Origin of the sequence: Streptomyces sp. NPDC058534 (genome assembly GCF_042717365.1) — a bacterium.
Lineage (GTDB): Bacteria > Actinomycetota > Actinomycetes > Streptomycetales > Streptomycetaceae > Streptomyces.
On sequence record NZ_JBHXNW010000016.1, the window covers coordinates 56,642 to 79,884 of the forward strand.

At 70.1% G+C, this 23,243-nt stretch carries 23 protein-coding genes, 1 tRNA gene and 1 riboswitch; of the genes, 8 read left to right on the forward strand and 16 right to left on the reverse strand.

The features are described from left to right. The first annotated feature begins 245 nt into the window (after positions 1 to 245). A complete protein-coding gene (locus tag ACFWR9_RS12760) occupies positions 246 to 1,466 on the forward strand; it encodes an acetyl-CoA C-acetyltransferase (protein ID WP_383839871.1) in 1,221 nt (406 codons plus the stop codon). A 297-nt stretch (positions 1,467 to 1,763) separates the two neighbouring features. After that, positions 1,764 to 2,573 carry a hypothetical protein gene (locus ACFWR9_RS12765; RefSeq protein WP_383839874.1) on the forward strand — a complete coding sequence of 270 codons (810 nt, stop codon included), beginning with the start codon at positions 1,764 to 1,766 and terminating at the stop codon, positions 2,571 to 2,573. Positions 2,574 to 2,609: 36 nt separating this feature from the next. Here ACFWR9_RS12765 and ACFWR9_RS12770 read toward each other — a convergent pair whose 3' ends face one another. Continuing rightward, positions 2,610 to 2,921 (reverse strand): hypothetical protein, encoded by a 312-nt coding sequence (locus ACFWR9_RS12770; RefSeq protein WP_383839877.1) that lies wholly within the window; start codon positions 2,919 to 2,921, stop codon positions 2,610 to 2,612. 103 nt (positions 2,922 to 3,024) lie between these two features. On the opposite strand from ACFWR9_RS12770, the gene ACFWR9_RS12775 reads away from it, so the two are divergent. After that, positions 3,025 to 3,255, forward strand: a complete 231-nt coding sequence (locus ACFWR9_RS12775; RefSeq protein ID WP_052842169.1) for a DUF4287 domain-containing protein — start codon at positions 3,025 to 3,027, stop codon at positions 3,253 to 3,255. Positions 3,256 to 3,329: 74 nt separating this feature from the next. On the opposite strand, the gene ACFWR9_RS12780 is transcribed toward ACFWR9_RS12775, so the two are convergent. From ACFWR9_RS12780 to ACFWR9_RS12790, 3 genes are all read right to left on the reverse strand, one after another. Beyond that, positions 3,330 to 4,250: a Bax inhibitor-1/YccA family protein gene (locus ACFWR9_RS12780; protein ID WP_383839882.1), complete on the reverse strand. Its 921-nt coding sequence runs from the start codon at positions 4,248 to 4,250 to the stop codon at positions 3,330 to 3,332. 169 nt (positions 4,251 to 4,419) lie between these two features. After that, positions 4,420 to 5,607, reverse strand: coding sequence for a 4-hydroxybenzoate 3-monooxygenase (locus tag ACFWR9_RS12785; RefSeq protein ID WP_383839885.1), 1,188 nt, complete (start codon positions 5,605 to 5,607; stop codon positions 4,420 to 4,422). A gap of 142 nt (positions 5,608 to 5,749) precedes the next feature. After that, positions 5,750 to 5,833 (reverse strand) — tRNA-Leu (locus ACFWR9_RS12790). 381 nt (positions 5,834 to 6,214) lie between these two features. Between ACFWR9_RS12790 and ACFWR9_RS12795 the strand changes: the two genes are divergently transcribed. After that, positions 6,215 to 7,015, forward strand: a complete 801-nt coding sequence (locus ACFWR9_RS12795) for an ABC transporter ATP-binding protein (protein ID WP_383839888.1) — start codon at positions 6,215 to 6,217, stop codon at positions 7,013 to 7,015. A 56-nt stretch (positions 7,016 to 7,071) separates the two neighbouring features. Next, positions 7,072 to 9,600, forward strand: a complete 2,529-nt coding sequence (locus ACFWR9_RS12800; RefSeq protein WP_383839891.1) for an ABC transporter permease — start codon at positions 7,072 to 7,074, stop codon at positions 9,598 to 9,600. Positions 9,601 to 9,688: 88 nt separating this feature from the next. Here ACFWR9_RS12800 and ACFWR9_RS12805 read toward each other — a convergent pair whose 3' ends face one another. Both ACFWR9_RS12805 and ACFWR9_RS12810 read right to left on the reverse strand, forming a co-directional pair. Then, a complete protein-coding gene (locus tag ACFWR9_RS12805; RefSeq protein ID WP_383839893.1) occupies positions 9,689 to 10,990 on the reverse strand; it encodes a class I SAM-dependent methyltransferase in 1,302 nt (433 codons plus the stop codon). Between the two features lie 223 nt (positions 10,991 to 11,213). After that, positions 11,214 to 12,632 (reverse strand): NAD(P)/FAD-dependent oxidoreductase, encoded by a 1,419-nt coding sequence (locus ACFWR9_RS12810; protein ID WP_383839896.1) that lies wholly within the window; start codon positions 12,630 to 12,632, stop codon positions 11,214 to 11,216. A 404-nt stretch (positions 12,633 to 13,036) separates the two neighbouring features. Between ACFWR9_RS12810 and ACFWR9_RS12815 the strand changes: the two genes are divergently transcribed. Further along, a complete protein-coding gene (locus ACFWR9_RS12815) occupies positions 13,037 to 13,309 on the forward strand; it encodes a type II toxin-antitoxin system Phd/YefM family antitoxin (protein WP_383839898.1) in 273 nt (90 codons plus the stop codon). Further along, positions 13,306 to 13,575 carry a type II toxin-antitoxin system RelE/ParE family toxin gene (locus tag ACFWR9_RS12820; protein ID WP_383839901.1) on the forward strand — a complete coding sequence of 90 codons (270 nt, stop codon included), beginning with the start codon at positions 13,306 to 13,308 and terminating at the stop codon, positions 13,573 to 13,575. The genes ACFWR9_RS12815 and ACFWR9_RS12820 overlap by 4 nt, the downstream gene beginning before the upstream one ends. A 39-nt stretch (positions 13,576 to 13,614) precedes the next feature. Here the strand turns inward: ACFWR9_RS12820 and ACFWR9_RS12825 are convergent, their stop codons facing one another. The 10 genes from ACFWR9_RS12825 to ACFWR9_RS12870 form a co-directional block, all read right to left on the reverse strand. Further along, positions 13,615 to 14,580: an exopolyphosphatase gene (locus ACFWR9_RS12825; protein ID WP_383839904.1), complete on the reverse strand. Its 966-nt coding sequence runs from the start codon at positions 14,578 to 14,580 to the stop codon at positions 13,615 to 13,617. Next, entirely contained in the window at positions 14,577 to 15,125 is a 549-nt protein-coding gene (locus tag ACFWR9_RS12830; RefSeq protein WP_383839907.1) for a DUF501 domain-containing protein, read from the reverse strand. The genes ACFWR9_RS12825 and ACFWR9_RS12830 overlap by 4 nt, the downstream gene beginning before the upstream one ends. Positions 15,126 to 15,173: 48 nt before the next feature. After that, entirely contained in the window at positions 15,174 to 15,656 is a 483-nt protein-coding gene (locus tag ACFWR9_RS12835; protein ID WP_383839910.1) for a septum formation initiator family protein, read from the reverse strand. 115 nt (positions 15,657 to 15,771) lie between these two features. Continuing rightward, the gene (gene eno / locus ACFWR9_RS12840; protein WP_383839913.1) at positions 15,772 to 17,061 is read right to left on the reverse strand and encodes a phosphopyruvate hydratase; all 1,290 of its coding nucleotides are present in this window, start codon (positions 17,059 to 17,061) and stop codon (positions 15,772 to 15,774) included. A gap of 292 nt (positions 17,062 to 17,353) precedes the next feature. Continuing rightward, complete coding sequence (locus tag ACFWR9_RS12845) at positions 17,354 to 18,064, reverse strand: transglycosylase family protein (RefSeq protein ID WP_383839916.1); 711 nt, start codon at positions 18,062 to 18,064, stop codon at positions 17,354 to 17,356. Between the two features lie 3 nt (positions 18,065 to 18,067). Then, a riboswitch (cyclic di-AMP (ydaO/yuaA leader) is annotated at positions 18,068 to 18,234 on the reverse strand. A 183-nt stretch (positions 18,235 to 18,417) separates the two neighbouring features. Next, a complete protein-coding gene (locus ACFWR9_RS12850) occupies positions 18,418 to 19,473 on the reverse strand; it encodes a transglycosylase family protein (RefSeq protein ID WP_383839919.1) in 1,056 nt (351 codons plus the stop codon). 142 nt (positions 19,474 to 19,615) lie between these two features. Next, on the reverse strand, positions 19,616 to 19,855 hold the full coding sequence (locus tag ACFWR9_RS12855) for a recombinase family protein (RefSeq protein ID WP_383840059.1): 240 nt from the start codon (positions 19,853 to 19,855) through the stop codon (positions 19,616 to 19,618). A 12-nt stretch (positions 19,856 to 19,867) separates the two neighbouring features. After that, the gene (locus ACFWR9_RS12860) at positions 19,868 to 21,496 is read right to left on the reverse strand and encodes an IS200/IS605 family accessory protein TnpB-related protein (RefSeq protein ID WP_383839922.1); all 1,629 of its coding nucleotides are present in this window, start codon (positions 21,494 to 21,496) and stop codon (positions 19,868 to 19,870) included. A gap of 165 nt (positions 21,497 to 21,661) precedes the next feature. Continuing rightward, positions 21,662 to 21,847, reverse strand: a complete 186-nt coding sequence (locus ACFWR9_RS12865; RefSeq protein WP_383839925.1) for a recombinase family protein — start codon at positions 21,845 to 21,847, stop codon at positions 21,662 to 21,664. After that, positions 21,844 to 21,981 (reverse strand): hypothetical protein, encoded by a 138-nt coding sequence (locus ACFWR9_RS12870; RefSeq protein WP_383839928.1) that lies wholly within the window; start codon positions 21,979 to 21,981, stop codon positions 21,844 to 21,846. The genes ACFWR9_RS12865 and ACFWR9_RS12870 overlap by 4 nt, the downstream gene beginning before the upstream one ends. Positions 21,982 to 22,003: 22 nt before the next feature. On the opposite strand from ACFWR9_RS12870, the gene ACFWR9_RS12875 reads away from it, so the two are divergent. Then, positions 22,004 to 23,242, forward strand: coding sequence for a cytochrome P450 (locus ACFWR9_RS12875; protein WP_383839931.1), 1,239 nt, complete (start codon positions 22,004 to 22,006; stop codon positions 23,240 to 23,242). Position 23,243 lies beyond the last annotated feature (1 nt).

Here is a 23,243-nt window from a genome sequence, read left to right on the forward strand (position 1 = left end):
CGGGCCGGCGCGCGCGGGCGCCGGGGCGCGCGGGGGGGCGGCGGCGGGCCGGGGGGCCCCCCGCCCGCCCCCCCCCAGGGACGCCCACCACAACCCCCCGCACCAAGAACCCCACCCAACCGCCGGAGGCAAAAGCAAGCGCTTAGAAAGTTGCGGCCCATGTCACACCCCCACACCCGTGACCCAGGCCATACGTCCGGGTAACTTCCCCAGCAGCCGCCCAACGCCTCTCCACTGGAGCCGTGATGCCCGAAGCCGTGATCGTCTCTGCCACCCGCTCCCCCATCGGCCGCGCTTTCAAGGGCTCCCTGAAGGACCTGCGCCCCGACGACCTGGCCGCCACGATCATCCAGGCCGCGCTCGCCAAGGTTCCGGAGCTGGACCCCCGGGACATCGACGACCTGATGCTCGGCTGCGGCCTGCCCGGCGGCGAGCAGGGCAACAACCTCGGCCGGATCGTCGCCGTCGAGATGGGCATGGACCACCTGCCGGGCTGCACCGTCACCCGGTACTGCTCCTCGTCCCTGCAGACCTCGCGCATGGCCCTGCACGCCATCAAGGCCGGTGAGGGCGACGTCTTCATCTCGGCCGGTGTCGAGATGGTCTCCCGGTTCGCCAAGGGCAACTCCGACAGCCTGCCGGACACCCGCAACCCGCTGTTCGCCGAGGCGGAGGCCCGTACCGCCGCCGTCGCCGAGCAGGAGGGCACCACCTGGCACGACCCGCGCGAGGACGGCCTGGTCCCCGACCCGTACATCGCGATGGGCCAGACCGCCGAGAACCTCGCCCGCACCAAGGGCATCACCCGGCAGGACATGGACGAGTTCGGCGTCCGGTCCCAGAACCTCGCCGAGGAAGCCATCAAGAACGCCTTCTGGGAGCGCGAGATCACCCCGGTGACCCTCCCCGACGGCACCGTCGTCGCCAAGGACGACGGCCCCCGCGCCGGCGTCACCCTGGAGGGCGTCCAGGGCCTGAAGCCGGTGTTCCGTCCCGACGGGCTGGTCACCGCCGGCAACTGCTGCCCGCTCAACGACGGCGCCGCCGCCCTCGTGATCATGAGCGACACCAAGGCCCGCGAGCTGGGCCTGACCCCGCTCGCCCGCATCGTCTCCACCGGCGTCTCCGGCCTCTCCCCCGAGATCATGGGCCTGGGCCCGGTCGAGGCCAGCAAGCAGGCGCTGTCCCGCGCCGGGCTGACCATCGACGACATCGACCTGGCCGAGATCAACGAGGCGTTCGCCGCGCAGGTCATCCCGTCCTACCGCGACCTCGGCCTCCCGCTGGAGAAGCTGAACGTCAACGGCGGCGCCATCGCCGTCGGCCACCCCTTCGGCATGACCGGCGCCCGCATCACCGGCACGCTCATCAACTCCCTCCAGTGGCACGACAAGCAGTTCGGTCTGGAGACGATGTGTGTCGGCGGCGGCCAGGGCATGGCGATGGTCATCGAGCGCCTGAGCTGACGGCCGTACCGGCGGGCGACTTGAAAGACTGTCAGTAGCGCCCGGGAGACCCTGCGTGACGTCACGGCCCGGAACCCTGTAGCCACAGGGTTCTGGGTCGTTTTGTGACCCAATCTCCCCCAGGATGTGACCTACCTCTCCCGCCCCCTTGATTTACGCAGGTCAGGCCAGTCACACTCCTTCCTTCCGGACCCAAAGTCCTGTCCGTTTCGTGACGTTACGCACTGACAGACGGTTAGTCCTCCCTTCAAGCTGATGTAGGAAGTCGGGGGTCGACTTTGAACCGGGAGTACGTCAGTGAGCGCCATGCCGATCGCCCTGCTGCTCACCACGGCCGCCACCGGCGCCGTGGGCGTCGCCGTCCTGCGCAGTGTTCTGGTGCTGCGCCGGCAGGTGACGGCCCTGCGCGCCGAGCTGGCCGAGAGCCGGGCCACCGCCACGCGGGGCCGCGTGCCCGCCGCCCGCACCACCGCCGACGCCGAGGAGATACGCGCCGCCGTCGCGGAGGCGCTCGCCGAGGAGCGCGAGCGGGAACTCGCCGAGGCGCGGGCCTTCTGGGCCGCCCAGGAGTCGCGGGACGCGTCCGACGCGCCCCTGCTGCTCGGGCTGACCGACAGTGAGCTGTTCCTGCCCCGCCAGGCCGACCTCGTGGGCCTGGAGCCCGTGATCGAGCCGGTCGCGGACAGCGACGAGCCGTCCGCGCAGGACCTCGGCCACGCGGGTCCGAGGGACTCCGCCGAGCTGGCCGCCGCCCGCCGTCGGCACCCCTCGCACCCGGACTTCGTACCGAACCCGGCACCGGCCGTGAACGACCACGAGCGGACCGTCGCCACCCTGGAGGGGCTGGCCGAGTCGGGCGTCACCCTCGCCGACGTCCGTCCGGGGCCGCTGGGCACGCTGGACGTGTACGTCTTCTCCGACGGCACCACCCTGTGCATGACCCCGGGCCACCGCGAGACCGCGGAGCGCCTGGCGGCCGCGCTGGGCGCGGGCCAGACGCCGTATCTCCTCGGCGGCTCGGGGATCTCCGGCGCCTACACGCTGACCTTCGCGTGCGGCGAGGAGAACGTGTACATCCTGGCGGACCGCGTCATCGCGTCCCTGTAGTCCCCTGGTCCCCTGGTCCCCAGTCCCCTCCGGGCGCTAGACCCCGGCCCGCTTGCGGGCCTCCTCCACCAGCCCCGCCGCTTCTTCCACCTGGCCCTCGTCCGTCAGTACGACGGCCAAGTCGTGTGCGGCGACGGCGATCTGGTCGGCGGCCGCGAACATGCCCGCGTCGGGCATCAGACGGGGCTCCGCCCCCGGTTCCTCGATCAGCTGGGCGCGCCGGGCCAACTCCCTGGCCAGCTCCAGCGCCTCGGCGGCGGCACCGCGTTGGAGTCTGCTCTGCGGGGCGGCTCGCAGCCGGTCGGCGAAGTCGTCCACGGCACGGGTCAAAGGCGTCGTATCAACCACGGCGCGAGCGTACGCGGCCGTCCGGGACTGTTGCCAACGGGCGAACACTCAGGCACGGTGACCTGAAGGACCGGCTTACATCCCCTTTCGCCCGGAGGCGCCGATGTCCCAAGTCTTCTCCGAGGAGACCCATCGCAATCTGCTCGCCCGAATCCCCCAGTGCACCGGTCGTGAGATCTCCGACTGGCTGCGTGCCGTCGAGGACGGCCCCGCCCTCTTCCGCTTCGAGGAGAAGGTCAGCTGGCTCCGCCACGAACACAACCTCGCGTACGGCCACGCGAAGGCGATCGTCCACGAGTACGACCTGAGAAGGGCCGCGCGCAACCTGCTGTGAGCGGGCGTGCGCCGGCACCACGACGACGAAGGGCCCCGGGCTGGAAGCCCGGGGCCCTTCACATGTCGCACCCGCTAGTCGCTGCTGTTCAAGATCGCGATGAGTCGCAGGAACTCGAGGTAGAGCCAGACCAGCGTCAGCGTGAGGCCGAAGGCCGCGAGCCAGGCCTCCTCGCGCGGGGCACCGTAGGCGAGTCCGTCCTCGACCTGCTTGAAGTCCAGGGCGAGGAAGCAGGCGCCGAGGATGACGCCGACGATGCCGAAGACGACACCGAGCGCACCGCTGCGGAAGCCGAGGCCGTCGCCGCCGCCGAAGACGGCGAACAGCAGGTTCACCATCATCAGGAAGACGAAGCCGAGCGCCGCCGCCATCACGAAGCCGTAGAAACGGCGGTTGACGCGGATCCAGCCGGCCTTGTAGGCGATCAGCACACCGGCGAAGACCGCCATCGTGCCGATCACGGCCTGCATGGCCGCGCCGTCCGCGATGCGGTTGTCGACGACGCTGGAGATGACGCCGAGGAAGACACCCTCGAACGCGGCGTACGACAGGATCAGCGCGGGCGAGGCCTTGCGCTTGAAGGACTGGACGAGCGCCAGGACCATGCCGATCAGGGCGGCACCGATACCGATACCGATGGAGCGGCCGATGTTGGCGTCGTCCACGGGCAGCAGCGCCCACGCGAGCGCGGCGGTCACCACGAGCACGCCGAGCGTACTGCCGGTGCGGATGACGACGTCGTCCATCGTCATCCGGCCGGTGGTGGCCGGCGCCTGCGGCGGCGCGCCGTACTGAAGGTCCTGCTGGGCGTACGGGTTCTGCGCGTACGGGTTGCCGGCGGGCTGGGCGTACGGGGTGCCCTGCGTGCCCTGCGCGTACGGGTTGCCCTGCGTGGCGACGGCGGGTCCCCCGGCCTGCGGCGCGGCGTTGAAGCCCGCGTAGCCGTTGTCGCGGCTGAACCCCCGTCGCGAGAAGACCGGGTTTCTGCTCCTCATTTCACTCCTCCATGGCCACACGGCGCAGCCTTGGGCTCAAGAGTAATAGAACGGCAAAGGAATGACCCTACTGCTTGGGGAGGATCTTTCCCTCGCTCTGGCGCACAACACGCTACGCCGGTCAGTGATTCCCCTCACGGGCGGGGCCCCGCGGGACGTCCGGGACCGCTCACCCGATCGGGAACCCGGTGTAGGACTCGGCGAGGTCGGTCTCGGCGGCGCGGGAGGAGGCGATCCGGTCCAGGCGGGCCACCTGGAGGCGGTCCTCGAAGGGCGTGGCGGCCGGGTCACGGTGCAGCAGGGTCGTCATGTCGTACGAGAACCGCTCGGCCTGCCAGACGCGGCGCAGGCAGGTGGCGGAGTAGGCGTCGAGCAGCTCGTCGGAGCCGGTGGCGGCGCGGTGGGCCAGGGCTCGCGCGAGGGTGACGACGTCGCCGACGGCGAGGTTGAGGCCCTTGGCGCCGGTGGGCGGCACGATGTGCGCGGCGTCGCCGGCCAGGAAGAGGCGGCCGTGCCGCATGGGCTCGTGGACGTAGGAGCGCATGGGGGTGACGGACTTCTGGGTGATGGGGCCGATGCTCAGCGTCCAGTCGTCGTCGGTCTCGAAGCGGCGCTCCAGCTCGGCCCAGATCTCGTCGTCGCTCCAGCTGTCGGCGTCCGTGTCCGCGGGGACCTGGAGGTAGAGGCGGGAGACGGAGGGGGAGCGCATGGACAGCAGGGCGAAGCCGCGGTCGTGGCGGGCGTAGACCAGCTCGTCGTGGGAAGGGGCGACGTCGGCGAGGATGCCGAGCCAGCCGAAGGGGTACGTCCGTTCGAAGGTGCGGCCGTCCGGGACCGCCGTCCGGGCGACGCCCCAGAAGCCGTCGCAGCCGACGACGTAGTCGCACTCCAGGACGTCCTCCGTCCCCCCGGCGCCCCCGGCGCCCCCGTGCCGGAAGCGGACGCGCGGGCGGTCGGTCTCGGCGCCCTCCACGGCCAGCGCCTCGGTCTCGAACAGCAGGGGCCCGCCGTCCTCCAGCTGGAGGGCGATGAGGTCCTTGCAGACCTCGGTCTGGGCGTAGACCATGACGGACCTGCCGCCGGTGAGCGCGGGGAAGTCCACGCGGTGGCGCCGCCTGGCGAAACGCAGCTCGATGCCGTCGTGGCGCAGCCCCTCGCGGTCCATCCGCTCCCCCGCCCCGGCCGCGCGCAGCACGTCCACCGTGCCCTGCTCCAGGATCCCGGCGCGCTGCCTGCGCTCGACGTAGGCGCGGTCGCGGCTCTCCAGGACGACCGAGTCGATCCCGGCGTTGTGGAGCAGCCGGGCCAGCAGGAGTCCGGCGGGGCCGGCCCCGATGATGCCGACGGTGGTGCGCATCGGTCGTCCCTTCGTCGTGTTCGCGCGTTCGCGTGGTGAAATTTCCTTCACTGAATCTCGGGTGAGTTTCCGACCACACGCACACCGCTGTCAACGGTTCGGGGGGTCGAGAGCCTGAGGAACTGAAGGGAAGCGTCGGAAGTGCCCGGAGCCGGACTTGAACCGGCACGCCCTCGAAGGGGCAGCGAGGTTTAAGCTCGCCGTGTCTGCATTCCACCATCCGGGCAGGCCATGGGCTCCGCGTCGAGTGCCTTGAGCCTATCGGGACGCACCTCCCGAACCGTGGGCGGGAGTCGCGATGTTGTCTTATTTTATTGGCGCCTGAGGGGCCATCAGTTCCTGGTTCAGGCCATCAGCACTTGCCAACAGCCTCGCGGGCGGTGGCCCGCGGCGCACGCGGAATGACGGGATTTCACCGTCCCGGTGAGGGCGCCCGCCCCGTTCCGCCGTCGGGGTCGGCCGTCATCCGCAGGTATGACACCGCAGCTGCCCGTCCGACCGGAGTCGCCCCCCGAAACCGGAACAGCGGCTGACTACACGGCGCCCTCCGGCCGGAACGATGGAAGACGTCCCGAGCACACGCCGTACCGACAGGAGCGCCCTTCCCGTGACCACCGCACCCATCGCCGACCGGTCCACCGTCGTGGCCGCACGCGCCACGGAGCTGTCCAAGATCTACGGCCAGGGTGAGACCCAGGTGGTCGCTCTGGACCGGGTCTCCATCGACTTCCGGCAGGCCGAGCTGACCGCCATCATGGGCCCCTCCGGCTCCGGCAAGTCCACGCTGATGCACTGCGTGGCCGGCCTCGACACCTTCTCCTCCGGCTCCGTACGCATCGGTGAGACCGAACTGGGCTCGCTGAAGGACAAGCAGCTGACCAAGCTGCGCCGGGACAAGATCGGCTTCATCTTCCAGGCGTTCAACCTGCTGCCGACGCTGACCGCGCTGGAGAACATCACCCTCCCTATGGACATCGCGGGCCGCAGGCCGGACAAGCAGTGGGTGGACTCCGTGATCCAGATGGTCGGCCTCTCCGGCCGGCTCGGGCACCGCCCCTCCCAGCTCTCCGGCGGCCAGCAGCAGCGGGTCGCCGTGGCCCGGGCGCTGGCCTCCCGGCCGGAGATCATCTTCGGTGACGAGCCGACCGGAAACCTCGACTCGCGTTCCGGCGCCGAGGTGCTGGGCTTCCTGCGCAACTCGGTGCGGGAGCTGGGCCAGACGGTCGTGATGGTGACCCACGACCCGGTGGCCGCGGCCTACGCGGACCGGGTGGTCTTCCTCGCCGACGGACGCATCGTCGACGAGCTGTACGGCCCGACGGCCGACGCGGTGCTGGACCGCATGCTGCACCTTCCTGGGGGAAACCCCCAGACCCCCGGGTCCGACGCCAAGGGCCGCACCAGCTGACGTCCGCCCGCCCACCCCCGTACCGACTCGTACGTACGTCTGGACAGAGAAGACCCATGTTCCGTACCGCCTTGCGCAATGTCTTCGCGCACAAGGCCAGGTTGTTGATGACCGTGCTCGCCGTGATGCTCGGCGTGGCGTTCGTGTCGGGCACCCTGGTCTTCACCAACACCATCTCCGACGCCCTGCAGAACAGCTCCGCCAAGGGCTTCGACCACGTCGACGTCGCCGTGACCGCCGAGTACCAGGACTCCGAGGGCGACAAGGTCGGCGAGGTCCCCGAGCTGACCCGGGCCCACCTGGACGAGAGCGCGAAGGTGCCCGGCGCGGCCTCCGCCGTGGGCGTGGTCTCCGGCTTCACCGCCGTCGCCGACAAGGACGGCGACCTGATCGGCGACGGCTGGAGCACCAAGGGCGGCAACTACTGGGGCGAGAAGGACCCCCGCTACCCGCTGACCGCCGGGCACGCCCCGAAGGGCGCGGGCGAGATCCTCATCGACTCCGAGACCGCGAAGCGCACCGGCTACGGCGTCGGTGACACCGTGCGGATGTCCGTCGACGGCCCGGTGCTGGGCCCGAAGGTCGTCGGCGTCTTCACCACCGACGACGGCAACGTCGCGGCCGGCGGCAGCCTCACCCTGTTCGACACGGCGACCGCGCAGAAGCTCTTCGGCAAGGCCGGCACCTTCGACGAGATCGACGTCCGGGCGAAGGCCGGTGTCACCCAGGCCGCGCTGAAGGCGCAGCTGGACCGGGCGCTGCCGAAGGACCTCGTCGAGACCACCACCGGCAAGGAGTTGGCCGACGACCAGGCGGAGACGATCGCCTCGTCGATGAGCGGCATGAAGCAGGGGCTGCTGGTGTTCGCCGGCATCGCCCTGTTCGTCGGCACGTTCATCATCGCCAACACCTTCACCATGCTGGTCGCCCAGCGCACCAGGGAGCTGGCCCTGATGCGGGCGGTCGGCGCCTCCCGCCGGCAGGTCACGCGGTCGGTGCTGATCGAGGCGTTCGTGGTGGGCGTCGTCGCCGCGGTGACCGGTCTGCTCGCGGGCATCGGCATCGGCGCCGGACTGCGCGCCATGATGGGCTCGCTGGGCGCGGTCGTGCCCGAGGGGCCGCTGGTGATCTCACCCGGCACGATCGTCGCGGCCCTCGTGGTCGGTGTCCTGGTCACCATGCTGGCGGCGTGGCTGCCGGGCCGCCGGGCGGCGAAGATCCCGCCGGTCGCGGCCATGAGCAGCGTGCATGCCAAGGCCACGACCAAGTCGCTGGTGCTGCGCAACACGCTGGGCGCGCTGGTCTCCGCCGCCGGCGTCGCGGTCGTCCTGTGGGCGACGTCGATGAGCGGTTCGGACGGACAGGCCCCGATGGCCATGGGCGCGGTGCTGCTGATCATCGGCGTGTTCATCCTGACGCCGCTGCTGTCGCGCCCGCTGATCGCCGCCGCCGCCCCGGTACTGCGGGTGTTCGGCATCTCGGGCAAGCTGGCCCGGCAGAACTCGGTGCGCAACCCGCGCCGCACCGCCGCGACCGCCTCCGCGCTGATGATCGGCCTGACCCTGATCACCGGCATGACGGTGATGGCGGGCAGCCTGCAGAAGTCGATCGACAAGATGGCGTCGGCGTCGATCAAGGCCGACTACGTGGTCTCCATGGCCAACGGCAACTACCTCTCCCCGGACGTCGCCAAGACGCTGGCCGCCACGGACGGGGTCGGCGCCATCAGCCCGCTGCGCACCGCGGAGTCCCGCATCGGCGGCGAGACCGAGTACCTCACCGGCGTCACCGGCTCCACGATCGGCGAGCTGACCGACCTCAAGGTCGAGCAGGGCACCTTCGAGGTGGGCGGCGACAAGGTCGCCGTCGACGCCGACACCGCGCAGGACCACGGCTGGAAGGCCGGCTCCACCTTCACCGCCGCCTACGAGGACGGCGCGAAGCAGAAGCTCACGGTCGCCGGGGTCTACGAGGGCAACGACATGATCCGCGGCATCATGGTCGACCTGGCCAATGTCTCCCCGCACCAGTCCGACCCGGTCGACATGCAGGTCATGGTGAAGATGTCCGACGGGACCTCGGCGGCCTCGAAGGACAGCCTGGAGCAGGCGCTCGACACCAATCCGGCGATCAAGATCCAGGACAAGAAGGACATCTCCAACGAGATCGCGAAGATGTTCACGCTGATGCTGAACATGCTCTACGGCCTGCTGGCCATGGCGGTCATCGTGGCGGTCCTCGGTGTCATCAACACCCTGGCCATGTCGGTCTTCGAACGCTCCCAGGAGATCGGCATGCTGCGGGCGATCGGCCTCGACCGCCGGGGCATCAAGCGGATGGTCCGCCTGGAGTCCCTGGTGATCTCCCTCTTCGGCGGGGTGCTCGGCATCGGGCTCGGCGTGTTCTTCGGCTGGGCGGCCGGTGAGCTGATGGGCACCTCCATGCCGACGTACGAACTGGTCATGCCCTGGGGCCGGATGGGCGTCTTCCTGCTGCTGGCCGCCGCGGTGGGTGTCCTCGCGGCGCTGTGGCCGGCCCGCCGGGCGGCACGGCTGAACACGCTCCAGGCCATCAAGGCGGAGTAGCGGAGCAGTCGTCACACGCGCGAGGGCGGCCCCGTTCCCGGGTGGGAACGGAGCCGCCCTCGCGCGCAGGTGGCGCGGCAGCGGCGCCTCAGTTCCAGGTGCGGGCGCGCAGCGGCAGGCCGGAGCCGCCCGAGGCGGGCGTCCGCACGGCGAGGACCTGGTTGACGCCGATGCGGTTGCGCTCGAAGGCGAGCGCGGAGGCGGCCATGTACAGCCGCCAGACGCGGGCGCGGCCGGGGCTGACCAGTTTCAGGGCCGCCGTCCACTCGGCCTCCAGGTGGGCGACCCAGCGGCGCAGGGTGAGCGCGTAGTGCTCGCGGATCGCCTCCACGTCGCGCACCTCGAACCCGGCCCGCTCCAGTTGCGTGACGGTGGTGCCCACGGGGGCGAGTTCGCCGTCGGGGAAGACGTAGGCGTCGATGAACTCGTCGACGTGGTAGGTGGACTCGTCCCGCTGGGGGCGGCGGGCGATCTGGTGGTTCAGCAGCCGTCCGCCGGGCTTGAGGAGCCGGTGCAGGTCGGTGGCGTACTCCAGATAGCGCTCGGCGCCGACGTGCTCGGCCATGCCGATGGACGAGATGGCGTCGTACGGCCCGTCGGACACGTCCCGGTAGTCCTGGACGCGGATCTCCACCCGGTCGGTGAGGCCCTCGTCGGCGACGCGCTTGCGGGCGTAGACCGCCTGCTCCTGGGAGAGTGTCACCCCGACCACGCTCACCCCGTGCTCGCGGGCCGCGTGAATCGCCATGGAGCCCCAGCCGCAGCCGACGTCGAGGAGGCGCTGACCGGGGCTCAGGCCGAGCTTGCGGCTGACGAGTTCGAGCTTGTCGCGCTGGGCGTCCTCCAGGGTGCCGCCCTCGGCCGGAAGGGCCGGCCAGTAGGCGCAGGAGTAGACCATGGACGGGCCGAGGACGAGTTCGTAGAAGTCGTTGCCCACGTCGTAGTGGTGGCTGATGGCCCGTCTGTCGCTGCGCTTGGTGTGCAGGTGGCCGCGGGCCCGGCGGATCTCCTCCGGCGGCGGTGCGGGCGGCAGCGGCGGCCCGGCGAGCCTCACCAGTCCGCGTACGGCGGCCCGGACCTCGGGGTCGCGCAGCGCCTCGGCCAGGCCGCGGGCGCCCTCGTCGCGCTCCCAGAGGAGTCCGGCCATCGATTCGAGGACGGTGTAGAGGTCTCCGTCGACGTCGAGGTCGCCGGCCACCCAGGCGCGGGCCAGGCCGAGTTCGCCCGGCTTGAACAGCAGGCGGCGCAGGGCCCTGCGGTTGCGGACGACGAGGGTCGGCGCGCCCGGCGGGCCCGCGTCAGAACCGTCCCAGGCGCGGATGCGCACCCGGAGAGGTGCTCCCAGCAACTGTTCGAAGAGGTTCTGCAGCCGCAGCGCGGCGTCAGCCATGGCGTACCTCCGTGACATGCGATCCCGGAATGTCCAACACCACGTAAACACCTGGGAGCCCGCCGTCCAGTCCCCGGCACGCGTTACGACTCGGCAAAATACTTGTACACGCCATCGGAATCGTCGCTCCGCCGGCGCAACGCGAAGGGGCCGCCCGCACCACGGATGGCGGGCGGCCCCTTCGGGGGTACTGCGGGGTACTGCTGACGCTCGGGAGCCGGGGTCAGGAGGCCTTGGCCTTCTCCTCGGTCTTCTCCGACGACGCGGCCTTCTCGCTCTTGCCGGCGGCCTTCGGCGGCGCGAGGGGGGCGGGCTTGGCGGCCTCGTAGAACTCCTCGCGCGGGGTCTCCATCGCACCGAGGGAGACGACCTCGCGCTTGAGGAACATGCCGAGGGTCCAGTCCGCGAAGACGCGGATCTTGCGGTTGAACGTCGGCATCGCCATGCCGTGGTAGCCACGGTGCATGTACCAGGCGAGACGTCCCTTGAGCTTGATCTTCACCTTGCCCATGACGATCATCGCCACGCCCTTGTGCAGGCCGAGACCCGCCACCGCGCCCTTGTTGGCGTGGCTGTAGTCCTTCTGCGGGAAGCCCCGCATGCCGGACATCACGTTGTCGCCGAGGACCTTGGCCTGGCGCAGCGCGTGCTGGGCGTTCGGCGGGCACCAGGCGTTCTCGTTGCCCGCCTTGCGGCCGACGAGGTCCGGCACCTGGGCGTTGTCGCCCGCGGCCCAGATGTAGTCGGTGCCCTTGACCTGGAGGGTCGGCTCGCAGTCGACGTGACCGCGGGGACCCAGCGGCAGGCCGAAGCGGGAGAGCGCCGGGTTCGGCTTGACGCCGGCCGTCCACACGACGGTGTTGGAGTCGACCTCCAGGCCGTTCTTCAGCACCACGTGGCCGTCGACGCAGGAGTCCATGGAGGTGGACAGGTAGACCTCGACGCCGCGGCCTTCGAGGTGCTCCTTGCCGTACTGGCCGAGCTTGGGGCCGACCTCGGGGAGGATCTTGTCGGCGGCGTCGACGAGGACGAAGCGCATGTCCTCGCGGGAGACGTTGGTGTAGTACTTGGCCGCGTCCCGGGCCATGTCCTCGACCTCACCGATGGTCTCCGCGCCGGCGAAGCCGCCGCCGATGAAGACGAAGGTGAGCGCCTTGCGGCGGATCTCCTCGTCCGTGGTGGAGTCGGCCTTGTCGAGCTGCTCCAGGACGTGGTTGCGCAGACCGATGGACTCCTCGATGCCCTTCATCCCGATGCCCTGCTCGGCGAGGCCGGGGATCGGGAAGGTGCGGGAGACCGCGCCCATCGCGATGACCAGGTAGTCGAAAGGCAGCTCGTACGCCTCGCCCACCAGCGGGGCGATCGTGGCGACCTTGCGGTCCTGGTCGATGGTGGTGACCCGGCCGGTGAGGACCTCCGCCTTGGGGAGCACGCGCCTGAGGGGGACGACGACGTGTCGGGGGGAGATGCTGCCGGCGGCGGCTTCGGGGAGGAAGGGCTGGTAGGTCATGTACGACCGCGGGTCGACGACGGTGACGGTCGCCTCGCCGTAACGCATCTTCTTCTGGATGCGCCGAGCTGCGTACAGGCCTACGTACCCACCGCCTACTACGAGGATCCTGGGACGCTCCGTGGTGCTCATGCCATCGAGTATCCACCCGCCCCAGGGGGGTCGTTCGTGCGCCCCTTCACAAGCTCATGTCAGGTCCGTGTTACCATCCGCCACTCACGTGACGGAGATCATGGTGAGGAGAGGAACCGGCCCCCCTCACACCCCGTTGTCAATGCCGTGTGAGCTGCTCCTCCGTCCCGCCGGGCGGGGTGGACCACCCGCTCGCGACCCCTCTTCGAGGCACCCTCCGAGCACCGCCCTGAACACGTTCAAAGGGCAGTCGAAACCCCAAAAGGGTCAACGACCGCACTTTCGTCGTCCGACAGGGCCCAATTCCTTGTGAAGAACTTCACGAACTTTCCCGAAGGGGCCTCACCGGGGGGTCCGCGAGGCGGCTGCACGACCGTGTACACATGCACGCGTACACTGACCTCATGACCGAGAACACCGTGACCGTACGGGAAGCCCGCGCACACCTCGCCGACCACATCAACCGGGCTGAGGACGGCGTCCCGACTGTCATCACCCGCAATGGCGCCCCGGTGGCAGCCGTGGTTCCGATCTCGGACTTCGAAGCGTTGGAGGAAGCGGCCGACGTGATGTTGGCGCGCGAGGCCGAAGCGGTGCTGACCGAGGGCGGCACCACCGTGACCATGGCGGAACTGCTGGCGGACCTGTTCAGCGAGCAGGACGGCGAGGCGACGTGAAGTACGCCTTCCGGTTCACCGCGGCGGCGCAGCGGCAACTCCGGGCCATCAGCCGACCCGAGGCCATGCGCATCCTGGCCGCGCTGACCGCGCTCGGCGACGACCCGTACCGCCAGGACGCCGATGTCAGGAAACTCACGGGCCCGTCGGGCCTCTACCGGCTCCGGGTCGGAAGCTACCGGGTCGCTTACCAGATCAACGATGGTGAACTCGTCGTCCTCGTCGTCAAGGTGGGCGTCCGGCGGGACGTCTACCGCAGCCTGTGACGCCCCGCCCGACACTGGGACCGCCGGGCCGCGAGGCAGCTACGCGACCGACCACGCGATGCCGTCGAGGATGTCGTGCTCGCTCACGACGACCTCCTCCGCACCCGTCCGCTCCATGATCGAGAGCAGCACCAGCGCGCCCGCCCCGATCACGTCGACGCGGCCCGGGTGCATGGAGGGGACGGCCGCCCGCTCGGCGTGCGTGGAGCGCAGCAGCCAGTCGGTGATCTCCCGGACCCGGTCCCGGGAGACCCGGGAGTGGTGGATGGCGGCCGAGTCGTACGCGGGCAGCTCCTGCGCGATGGCGGACACCGTCGTCACCGACCCGGCCAGCCCGACCAGCGTGCGCGCCTCGCGCAACGGCACCGTCCGCTCCGCGAGGTCGAGCGCCGCCTCGATGTCGGCCCGCATCGCCGCCACCTGCGCCTCGGTGGGCGGGTCGGTCACCGCGCCCTCGCGCACCAGGTGCCGCTCGGTCATCCGCACGCAGCCGACGTCCACGGAACGGGCGGCGCGCACGTGGTCGTCGCCCACCACGAACTCGGTGGAGCCCCCACCGATGTCGACGACCAGAAAGGGCCGGTCGAGGTGGTCGCGCCCGGCCAGCTCCCTGGTCGCCCCGGTGAAGGAGAACTCCGCCTCCTGGTCGCCCGAGATGACCTCCGGCTCCACGCCGAGGATGTCCAGCACCCCGCGCACGAAGTCGTCGCGGTTCTCCGCGTCCCGGGAGGCGGAGGTCGCCACGAAGCGCAGCCGCTCGGCGCCGTGCTCCTTGATCACCTCGGCGTACTCGCGGCAGGCGGCGAAGGTCCGCTCCAGCGCCTCCGGCGCCAGCCGCCCGGTGCGGTCGACGCCCTGGCCGAGCCGCACGATCGTCATGCGGCGGTCCAGGTCGGTCAGCTCACCGGTGGCCCCCGCGCCGGAGGCGCTGTCGGACACAGTCGTGTCCGCGACGAGCAGCCGGATGGAGTTCGTACCGCAGTCGATGGCGGCGACCCGGGTCACTGGGCGTCCTCCTGGTCGGTGGGCGTCTCGTCCTTGAGGGACACGCACGGCCCCTTGCGCCACCACTCCGGCAGCATCGCGATCGCCTCGTCGCCCAGCGGATTGACGCCGGGACCGGCCGCCAGCGAGTGGGCGACCAGCACGTGCAGGCACTTGACCCGGTCCGGCATGCCGCCCGCGCTCGGGAAGCCGGTCAGCTCCTCGATCTCGTCGCGCCGCCGGACGTAGTCCTCGTGCGCCGCGCGGTAGGCGGCGGCCAGCTCCGGGTCGGCGGCCAGCCGCTCGGTCATCTCCTTCATCACGCCGTTCGCCTCCAGCGTGCCGATGGCGGAGGCCGCCTTCGGGCACGTCAGGTAGTACAGCGTCGGGAAGGGCGTGCCGTCGGGCAGCCGCGGTGCCGTCTCCACGACGTCAGGCTGTCCGCAGGGACAGCGGTGCGCGATGGCGCGCAGGCCGCGCGGAGGACGGCCGAGCTGCTGCTTGAAGGCCAGCACGTCCGCGTCGGTGGGCTCGGTGCGCGGCGTGGTCGGCGGGGGAGTCTGCATGACTGCTTCTGCTGGTCTTCCTGTTGAGTCAGTGCCGGCGCGGTCGGTTCACGGCCGGCGGGCGGCGGCGTCGGCCTTGTCGACACCGTCCCAGACGTTCCGGTACCAGGGGCGGTCGGCCCCGCCGGACTCGGCGCGGGCCTGCTTGGCCGCGTCCGGGTCGACGACGACGAACCCCGTCTCCCCCGGCATCACGTAGTGCAGCCGCAGCCGGACCTGCTGCTCGGCGTAGGCGTCGTCCTGCCAGCGCGCCTTGAGGTCGCGCAGCTCCTCGACCCGGTCGCGGGTCTCCTGCTGCTCGCGCCGCAGATCGGCGATCTCGGCGCGCTGGGCGACGTACTGCCGTATCGGATAGGCGAGCGCCACGACGAGCGAGCAGAGCACCATCGCGAGCAGTGCGGCCCGGCCGGTCAGCCGGGAGCGACGGGCCTGGCGCTTGGTCTGCGAGCGGTAGACCCGGGCCGCGGTCTGTTCCCCGATGATCCGGATCCTGGTCGCGGTGGAGAAACGGTCCCGGTCCTTCACCGCCATGTCTGTCCCCGCTTCCCGTCCACACGTGCGTACGTCCCCGCACACGGTACGGGACCGAGTACGGGGACGTACGTACGACGCTGCCTACGAGAGCGGCGCTCAGCCCTTGCTGTGCTTACTGGTTCGCAACGCGAAACCGCGGGAACGCGCTGCGGCCGGCGTACACCGCGGCGTCGTCGAGGATCTCCTCGATGCGCAGCAGCTGGTTGTACTTGGCGACGCGCTCGGAGCGGGCCGGGGCGCCGGTCTTGATCTGGCCGCAGTTGGTGGCGACGGCCAGGTCGGCGATGGTGACGTCCTCGGTCTCGCCGGAGCGGTGGGACATCATGCACTTGAAGCCGTTGCGCTGGGCCAGCTCGACGGCGTCCAGGGTCTCGGTCAGCGAACCGATCTGGTTGACCTTGACGAGCAGCGCGTTGGCGGCGCCGTCCTCGATGCCGCGGGCCAGGCGCTCCGGGTTGGTGACGAACAGGTCGTCGCCGACGAGCTGGACCTTGTCACCGAGCTTGTCGGTGATGGTCTTCCAGCCCTCCCAGTCGTCCTCGAACAGCGGGTCCTCGATGGAGACCAGCGGGTACGCCTCGACCAGCTCGGCGTAGTACTCGGTCATCTCGGCGGCCGTGCGCTCCTTGCCCTCGAAGGTGTAGGAGCCGTCCTTGTAGAACTCGGACGCGGCGACGTCGAGCGCGAGGGCGATCTGCTCGCCGGGGGTGTAGCCGGCCTCCTTGACCGCCTCCAGGATGAGGTCGAGGGCCTCGCGGTTGGAGCCGAGGTTCGGGGCGAAGCCGCCCTCGTCGCCGAGGCCGGTGGCCAGGCCCTTGCTCTTCAGGACCTTCTTCAGGGTGTGGTAGATCTCCGCACCCCAGCGCAGGGCCTCGGAGAAGGACTCCGCGCCGATCGGAGCGATCATGAACTCCTGGATGTCCACGTTGGAGTCGGCGTGCGAGCCGCCGTTCAGGATGTTCATCATCGGCACCGGCAGCAGGTGCGCGTTGGGGCCGCCCAGGTAGCGGAAGAGCGGCAGGTCGCTGGCCTCGGAGGCGGCGTGGGCGACGGCGAGGGAGACGCCGAGGATGGCGTTGGCGCCGAGCGAGCCCTTGTTGTCGGTGGCGTCCAGGTCGAACATGGCCTGGTCGATCAGGCGCTGCTCGGTGGCGTCGTACCCGACCAGCTCCGGGCCGATCTGCTCGATGACGGCGAGGACGGCCTTCTCGACGCCCTTGCCGAGGTAACGGCCCGGGTCGCCGTCACGGAGTTCGATGGCCTCGAAGGCACCGGTGGAGGCGCCGGACGGAACGGCGGCACGACCCGTGCTGCCGTCGTCGAGGCCGACCTCGACCTCGACCGTGGGGTTGCCTCGGGAGTCCAGGATTTCCCGGGCTACGACGACGTCGATGGACGGCACGAGCATCTCCTTCTTCAATGTGACGCTTCGGTGTGACGCGCGGGTCCGCAGGACCGCGACGGCTCTGCGGGACCGAGCCTAACCGGCTCCGGGCGATCGGCCCGCCGATCGCCCACCCGCTGGACAGAACCGAGCGTAAATTGTTTCTGAACGAAACAAAGACGTTTCCGGAAACCGGAACGGATGGGCCGGGCGAGCGCGGGGCGGGCGTCGGGCGGGCGCCGGGCGCAAAAATCCCGCCCCGGTGCGCACGGGGAACACGCACCGGGGCGGGAGTCGCGGCAGGCGCCGCCTACTTCAGGTGCAGCTGCTGACCCGGGAAGATCAGGTCGGCCTCGTCGACGATGTCGTCGTTCAGCTTGAACAGCTTCTCCCAGCCGCCCTTGACCTCGTGCTCCTCGGCGATGGAGCTGAGGGTGTCACCCTTGACGACCTTGTACTCGCCGTCACCCTTCTCGACCTTCTTGCCGGTGGGGGTGGTGACGGTCTTCTTCTCGGCCTTCTTCTCGACGGCCGGGCGCTCGTCGGAGCGGGACGCCTTCTGCTCGGTGGAGCGGTCGGCGGTGGGGCCGCTGTCCGCGCTCTGCGAGCCGCTGTCCTGGCTCTCGCCGGAGCCGCCGCCGGTGTACGCGGCGTTCGAGAGGCCGGTGCCGCAGACCGGCCAGGCACCCTTGCCCTGGCCCGCGAGCACCTTCTCGGCGATCTCGATCTGCTGCGCCTTGCTGGCCTGGTCTGCGGTGGAGGCGTACTGGGTACCGCCGTAGCCGGCCCAGGTGGAGGCGGAGAACTGCAGGCCGCCGTGGTAACCGTTGCCGGTGTTGATGGACCAGTTGCCACCGGACTCGCACTGGGCGACTGCGTCCCACTCGGACGCGGTGGCGGCGGAGGCGTTGCCGGCCGCCATCAGCGGGGCGGCGACGGCGGCACCGGTCACGCCGGCGACGGCGATGACGCGAGTGGCCTTGGACGGACGACGGTGCTTGCCCTTGCCGGAAAACAGCATGGTTGATCCCCTCACCGACGCCTGCGAGGTGAGCTGTCGGGTTCGGGCCGGTTGAGTTGCCCGGCCGGGTTCCTCGCGGAACTCGGCTCCACCCCTAGCCACTCCGGCAGAACTGCCCGGTGCGGCACTTACCTTGGGTCCCCCGCTCCTGCCTTCGGCGCTTGACGCGACGACTGTTCCCGTACGGCCGCTGGCAGGATTCGGCGTTGCGGCTGTCGGGGCCCGCGGTGGCGAGCGGTCATGACCGTAGACACGCGCTCCGCGGATTTTCAAAGACGATCACGGCTTCTGAGACCTATCTCTCACGAGATCCAAAACGGACATAGAGTCTCTAACCGTGACGCGAACTCCCCCTACTTTTCGCCCGATTCGCCCACGACCGTGAGCGTCTGACCGGGCAGGATGTGGTCGGGGTCGTGGCCGACGACCTTCTCGTTGTCGGAGTAGAGCGCGCGCCATCCGCCGTCGACGCCAAGGGAGTCGGCGATGGCCCAGAGATTGTCGCCGGAGCGGACGACGTAGGAGCCGCCCTCGGCCTCCCGCGACCCACCGTCACGCGAGGCGTGCCGGCCCGAGGTGCTGTCCGTAAGACCCTTCACGGGCCCGCCCTCGTCCGCGCTCTCGCCGCGGTGCCGGCCCGCGCCGGACGAGCCGTCGGTGGCCTCCGGTTGGGCGGTGGCGGCGGAGTCACTTTCTGGCGATGTGTCCGGCTTGGCGGATTGATCCGTGTCATCGGACGAGGCGTCAGAAGACGACGAGGAGGGCGAGGAGGAGGGCGAAGGGGACGAAGCGGACGCGTCGGGGTCCGACTCCGATCCCTCGGTCGAGCCGGACGGAGTGGACGAATCGGATGCACCGGACGACTCAGACGACTGGGACGACTCCGGCGACTCCGATGACTTCGGCGACTCGGTCGACTCGGGCGTCTTGGAGTCGGCGGTCGATTCGGTCGACTCGGGGGCGTTCGCCTCCCCCGGGCCCTGCGAACCCTCCGACGAGCCGTCACCGGTCAGGTCGGTGGCGCCCGTGGAACCCGAGTCGTTGCCCAGGCCCGCGAGCAGACCGCAGGTCGGCCAGGCGGCGATGCCCTGGTCCGCGTGCAGCTTCTCGGCGATTCTTATCTGCTGGGAGCGACTGGCCTGGTCGGCGCTGGCCGCGTACTCCTGGCCGCCGTAGCGCTCCCACACCTCCTGGGACAGCTGGAGGCCGCCGTAGTAACCGTTGCCGCTGTTCTGGCTCCAGGCGCCGCCGGTCTCGCACTCGGCGACCTGGTCCCAGTTCGCCCCGGCCGCGTGCGCACCGGTGGCGCCGAGCAGCGGGATCGCGATGGCGGAGCCGGTCACTCCGGCGGCGACGACCAGTGCGGGAGCCTGGCGGGGGCGGCGGTGACGACCGTTCCCGGAGAGCATGCGACGACCTTTCACAGACGACGGGGACCGTGCGGCGGGTGATGCTCGTCGCCACACTGATTCGTGAACGTATAGGCAGATGATCGCTTGTCACAAGTTCATGCCGCGCAGATCACGTGAAGATCACAGAGTTGAGCGCGTGTCATGTTTGATCCGGCCATCTGGGATTGAAGCCGTGCGCGGAGCACGGGAGACGTCGGTGAAGGTTGGAGGCGGTCCACGGTCGACCGCTGCGGGTGAGCTGTCCGCGGTCGTTCAACTTGCGGGCCGTCTCGGAGACGTTGTTCGACTCGTCCACGATGAAGCCGACCGCCGTGCGGACGACTCTCGCTTCGGCCTCGTTGATGACGAGAGCGGATCGGCGCGTGCCGGTCTTGGCAATGGCATACCGTTCCTATTCAGTTAGCAGGAGTGAGCCCTGGACCCATTCCTGCACGCTGCGGGCACCCCGAACGGTGTTGGGTGTCCTGGTCGCCCGCGTTCGCTCCGTGTCCGGCGGCACGGATCGTGTCCGTGGTCCGGGAATACGGTGGCGGGGTCCCTCACGCCCAGGGGTGTCCGGTGGGGCCTGGACGGTCCGATGCCCACATCCATCGCTCTGGTGGGTGCGGGGCGGTGCCGCCCGACGCCGGACCGGAAAGCCCTGGGCGCGTCGCCCGATCGCGATGCTCGCCGCATCGTGCCGGGTCGTCTTACGGGTGCTGCTGGTCAGGGGCTTCTGCCAGTGCTGGGCACCCCACTTGCTGGTGTAGGCCGGATCCACGGCGATGACCGCGATGCCCGTCTGGTCGGCCATGGAGGTCAGGCGGGCGCAGAGCCGGCCGGTGGGCATGCCGGAGATCAACTGCCGGAAACGCTTCCTGCGACCGTGCTTCTCCCGGGTCTTCTCCGCGGTGAAGTCCAAATCCTCGACGGCAATCGCCTTCACGCCGCAGGCCGTGGCCCAGTGCACGAGCCGGGTCAGGGCGTGGCGGACCTGGGCGTCGCGGTGCTCGGCGGGTCCGGTCAGGTCGTAGAAGAAGCGGCGCGGGTCTCCGATGGGGTTGCCGTGGGTGTCCAGGCGCCAGGCGGCGAGGTGGCCGGCGTTCATGTCGACCCCGATCACCCCCTCCGCCAGCGCCGCTTGCAGGGGGATGGTACGGGTGACGGGCTTCTGCCAGGACGCCGTCACATACGAGCGCCCACGGGCGACATCGTGGTGGATGCGGTAAGCGACGGCCCGGTTCGCCGCGACACGGTCGGCCCACTCCTGCCCCCGGTGCGCGAACGCCACCCTGCCGGTCAGGACGTACCGGCCGTGCGGCGCATTGGCCAACTCCTTGAGCGGGGCGGGGAGCCGGATGCTGACCTCACCGTCCGGGCTGATGCGGATCGTCTCGTTCCCGAACCGCTTCCCGCTCTCCCCGTCCGCCTGCACAAACCACCGTTGCGCCTCCCACCGCTCACGCCACCGGGCCTCGGTGAGCCCGGCGGCGGTCAGGTGGTGCCGCGCGCGGGCCAGCCGCTTGCCACCCCTCACCACGCGCACCCTGCCCGCCGCCCAGTCCGCGCGCTCCCGAACCAGCCGGTCCTCCAGCACGTGCAGTCGGCGGGCCTTCGCATGCCACTCCCGCCTGCTGCGGTAACCACCCGGAGCCCGCCTATTGCCCTTCTGCCCGACGGGCAGCGACAGCCGGTGGCCGAGGGTTCGTACGCCCGCCTCCAGCGACTGGATGTGGGCGAGAGCACTACGGCGGGCCAGTGCCCACTGATCATGCGTGGCCTTGGTGATCGCACCCGCCCACCGGGCCGACGACACCGGCGTCAGCTCCCGCTTGCGCGCGGCCCACGCCCCGGCGTCATGCCCCAACCCGTCACGGCAGCGCGCTTTCAGATCGCGGGAGGCCAGCACGCCCAGATGCGCACCCACCCGCCGCAACACCTCCACGTCAGCCGAGGTGAGCTGCTTGAGCCGGGTCCGGACCGCCACCCCTGACGGACCGGGCACCACAAACGGCGCCGCAACCTCCCGCAGACCACCCACCCCCGCACCCCCCGATCAGCCGTGAAGACCCGCTCACCCCATCAACGACGACCACCCACCAGAGGTCACGCATTCGACAGACAGACTTCCGTTCGCACCCGGACACCGAGCCATCCGACCCACTGCCGTACTCACCCATGCACGCCAGAGCACACTCAAACGCAGTCATAGACCAGCAGTTCCCAACCCCCACGGCGCCGGGCCGCCGACCCAGCCGCCGTCGAGGGCCCTGTGCTGACGGCCGCCCTGGGTGCGCTCGCGAACGAGGTCCCGTTCGGCTTCAGCCGTCAGCGCGTGTGACTGCAACCGCTGACGGCCGGACTCGGTGGTGGTGTCGAAGTCCTGGGTCACCGATACGAAGCCGACCCCCGGTCTTCCAGGACCCAGGCCCAGAACGCAAGGCCGGTACGGCCGATACGGTCCAGGTGGTGGACCACCACGACGACGATGAGACCCTGCCGAGGGGCCTGCTCCAGGTGCAGCATGCCACCCCGCTACGGTCGTACCGTGAACGCCCCGAGCCCTCTCCCCGAACTCTTCACCTGGGAGTTCGCCACGGACCCGTACCCCGCCTACGCCTGGTTGCGCCAGCACTCCCCGGTCCACTGGACGAAACTGCCGAGCGGAGTCGAGGCATGGCTGGTGACCCGGTACAGCGATGCACGGGAGGCTCTTGCGGACGGACGGCTGTCGAAGAATCCCGCCCATCACGCCGAAGACGCGAAGGGAAAGAACAAGACCGGCATTCCAGGTGAGCGCAGCGCCAATGTCATGACGCACCTGCTCAACATCGACCCTCCGGACCACACTCGCCTGCGCCGACTTGTCTCCAAGGCGTTCACGCCCCGGCGCGTGGCGGAATTCGCGCCCCGAGTCCAGGAACTGACGGACGACCTCATCGACCGGTTCGCGGCACGGGGTGAGGCCGATCTCATCCACGACTTCGCCTTCCCTCTACCCATCTACGCGATCTGCGACCTGCTGGGCGTCCCGCGCGAGGATCAGGACGACCTGCGCGATTGGGCGGGGATGATGATCCGCCACGGCGGAGGGCAGCGTGGCGGCGTGGCCCGCTCCGTGAAGAAGATCCGCGCCTACCTCGCCGAACTCATCCATCGCAAGCGTGACGACCTCGGTGACGACCTGATCTCGGGTCTCATCCGCGCCTCCGATCACGGCGAACACCTCACGGAGAACGAGGCGGCGGCGATGTGCTTCGTGCTCTTGTTCGCCGGCTTCGAGACCACCATCAACCTCATCGGCAACGGCATGTACACGCTGATGCGGCACCCTCGGGAACGGGCTCGCCTGCAGAACTCGATCGAGCAGGGTGAGACGGCGCTGCTCAACAGCGGCATCGAAGAACTCCTGCGCTACGACGGGCCCGTGGAACTGGCCACCTGGCGCTACGCCACCGAACCGCTCGTCATCGGGCAACAGCACATCGCCGCCGGTGATCCGGTACTCGTCGTCCTCGCTGCCGCGAACCGCGACCCAGCCCGCTTCACCGAACCGGACACCCTCGACCTGACCCGGCGTGACAGCCAGCACCTCGGGTACGGACACGGGATCCACTACTGCCTGGGCGCACCTCTGGCCCGCCTGGAAGGCCGTACGGCCTTCGAGACGCTGCTGCGACGCCTTCCCGATCTCCAGCTCGCCGCCGATCCCGAGGACCTGCGCTGGCGAGGTGGACTCATCATGCGAGGGCTGCGGGACCTTCCGGTGCGGTTCACCGCCGTCTGAT

What these genes read in the sequence shown, in the direction of transcription:
- ACFWR9_RS12760 (WP_383839871.1), top strand. Translation starts at nt 246, where the DNA reads ATGCCCGAAGCCGTGATCGTCTCTGCCACCCGCTCCCCCATCGGCCGC.
- ACFWR9_RS12775 (WP_052842169.1), top strand. Translation starts at nt 3,025, where the DNA reads ATGTCCCAAGTCTTCTCCGAGGAGACCCATCGCAATCTGCTCGCCCGA.
- ACFWR9_RS12780 (WP_383839882.1), bottom strand. Translation starts at nt 4,250, where the DNA reads ATGAGGAGCAGAAACCCGGTCTTCTCGCGACGGGGGTTCAGCCGCGAC.
- ACFWR9_RS12785 (WP_383839885.1), bottom strand. Translation starts at nt 5,607, where the DNA reads ATGCGCACCACCGTCGGCATCATCGGGGCCGGCCCCGCCGGACTCCTG.
- ACFWR9_RS12800 (WP_383839891.1), top strand. Translation starts at nt 7,072, where the DNA reads ATGTTCCGTACCGCCTTGCGCAATGTCTTCGCGCACAAGGCCAGGTTG.
- ACFWR9_RS12805 (WP_383839893.1), bottom strand. Translation starts at nt 10,990, where the DNA reads ATGGCTGACGCCGCGCTGCGGCTGCAGAACCTCTTCGAACAGTTGCTG.
- ACFWR9_RS12810 (WP_383839896.1), bottom strand. Translation starts at nt 12,632, where the DNA reads ATGAGCACCACGGAGCGTCCCAGGATCCTCGTAGTAGGCGGTGGGTAC.
- ACFWR9_RS12815 (WP_383839898.1), top strand. Translation starts at nt 13,037, where the DNA reads ATGACCGAGAACACCGTGACCGTACGGGAAGCCCGCGCACACCTCGCC.
- ACFWR9_RS12830 (WP_383839907.1), bottom strand. Translation starts at nt 15,125, where the DNA reads ATGCAGACTCCCCCGCCGACCACGCCGCGCACCGAGCCCACCGACGCG.
- ACFWR9_RS12835 (WP_383839910.1), bottom strand. Translation starts at nt 15,656, where the DNA reads ATGGCGGTGAAGGACCGGGACCGTTTCTCCACCGCGACCAGGATCCGG.
- ACFWR9_RS12845 (WP_383839916.1), bottom strand. Translation starts at nt 18,064, where the DNA reads ATGCTGTTTTCCGGCAAGGGCAAGCACCGTCGTCCGTCCAAGGCCACT.
- ACFWR9_RS12850 (WP_383839919.1), bottom strand. Translation starts at nt 19,473, where the DNA reads ATGCTCTCCGGGAACGGTCGTCACCGCCGCCCCCGCCAGGCTCCCGCA.
- ACFWR9_RS12870 (WP_383839928.1), bottom strand. Translation starts at nt 21,981, where the DNA reads ATGCTGCACCTGGAGCAGGCCCCTCGGCAGGGTCTCATCGTCGTCGTG.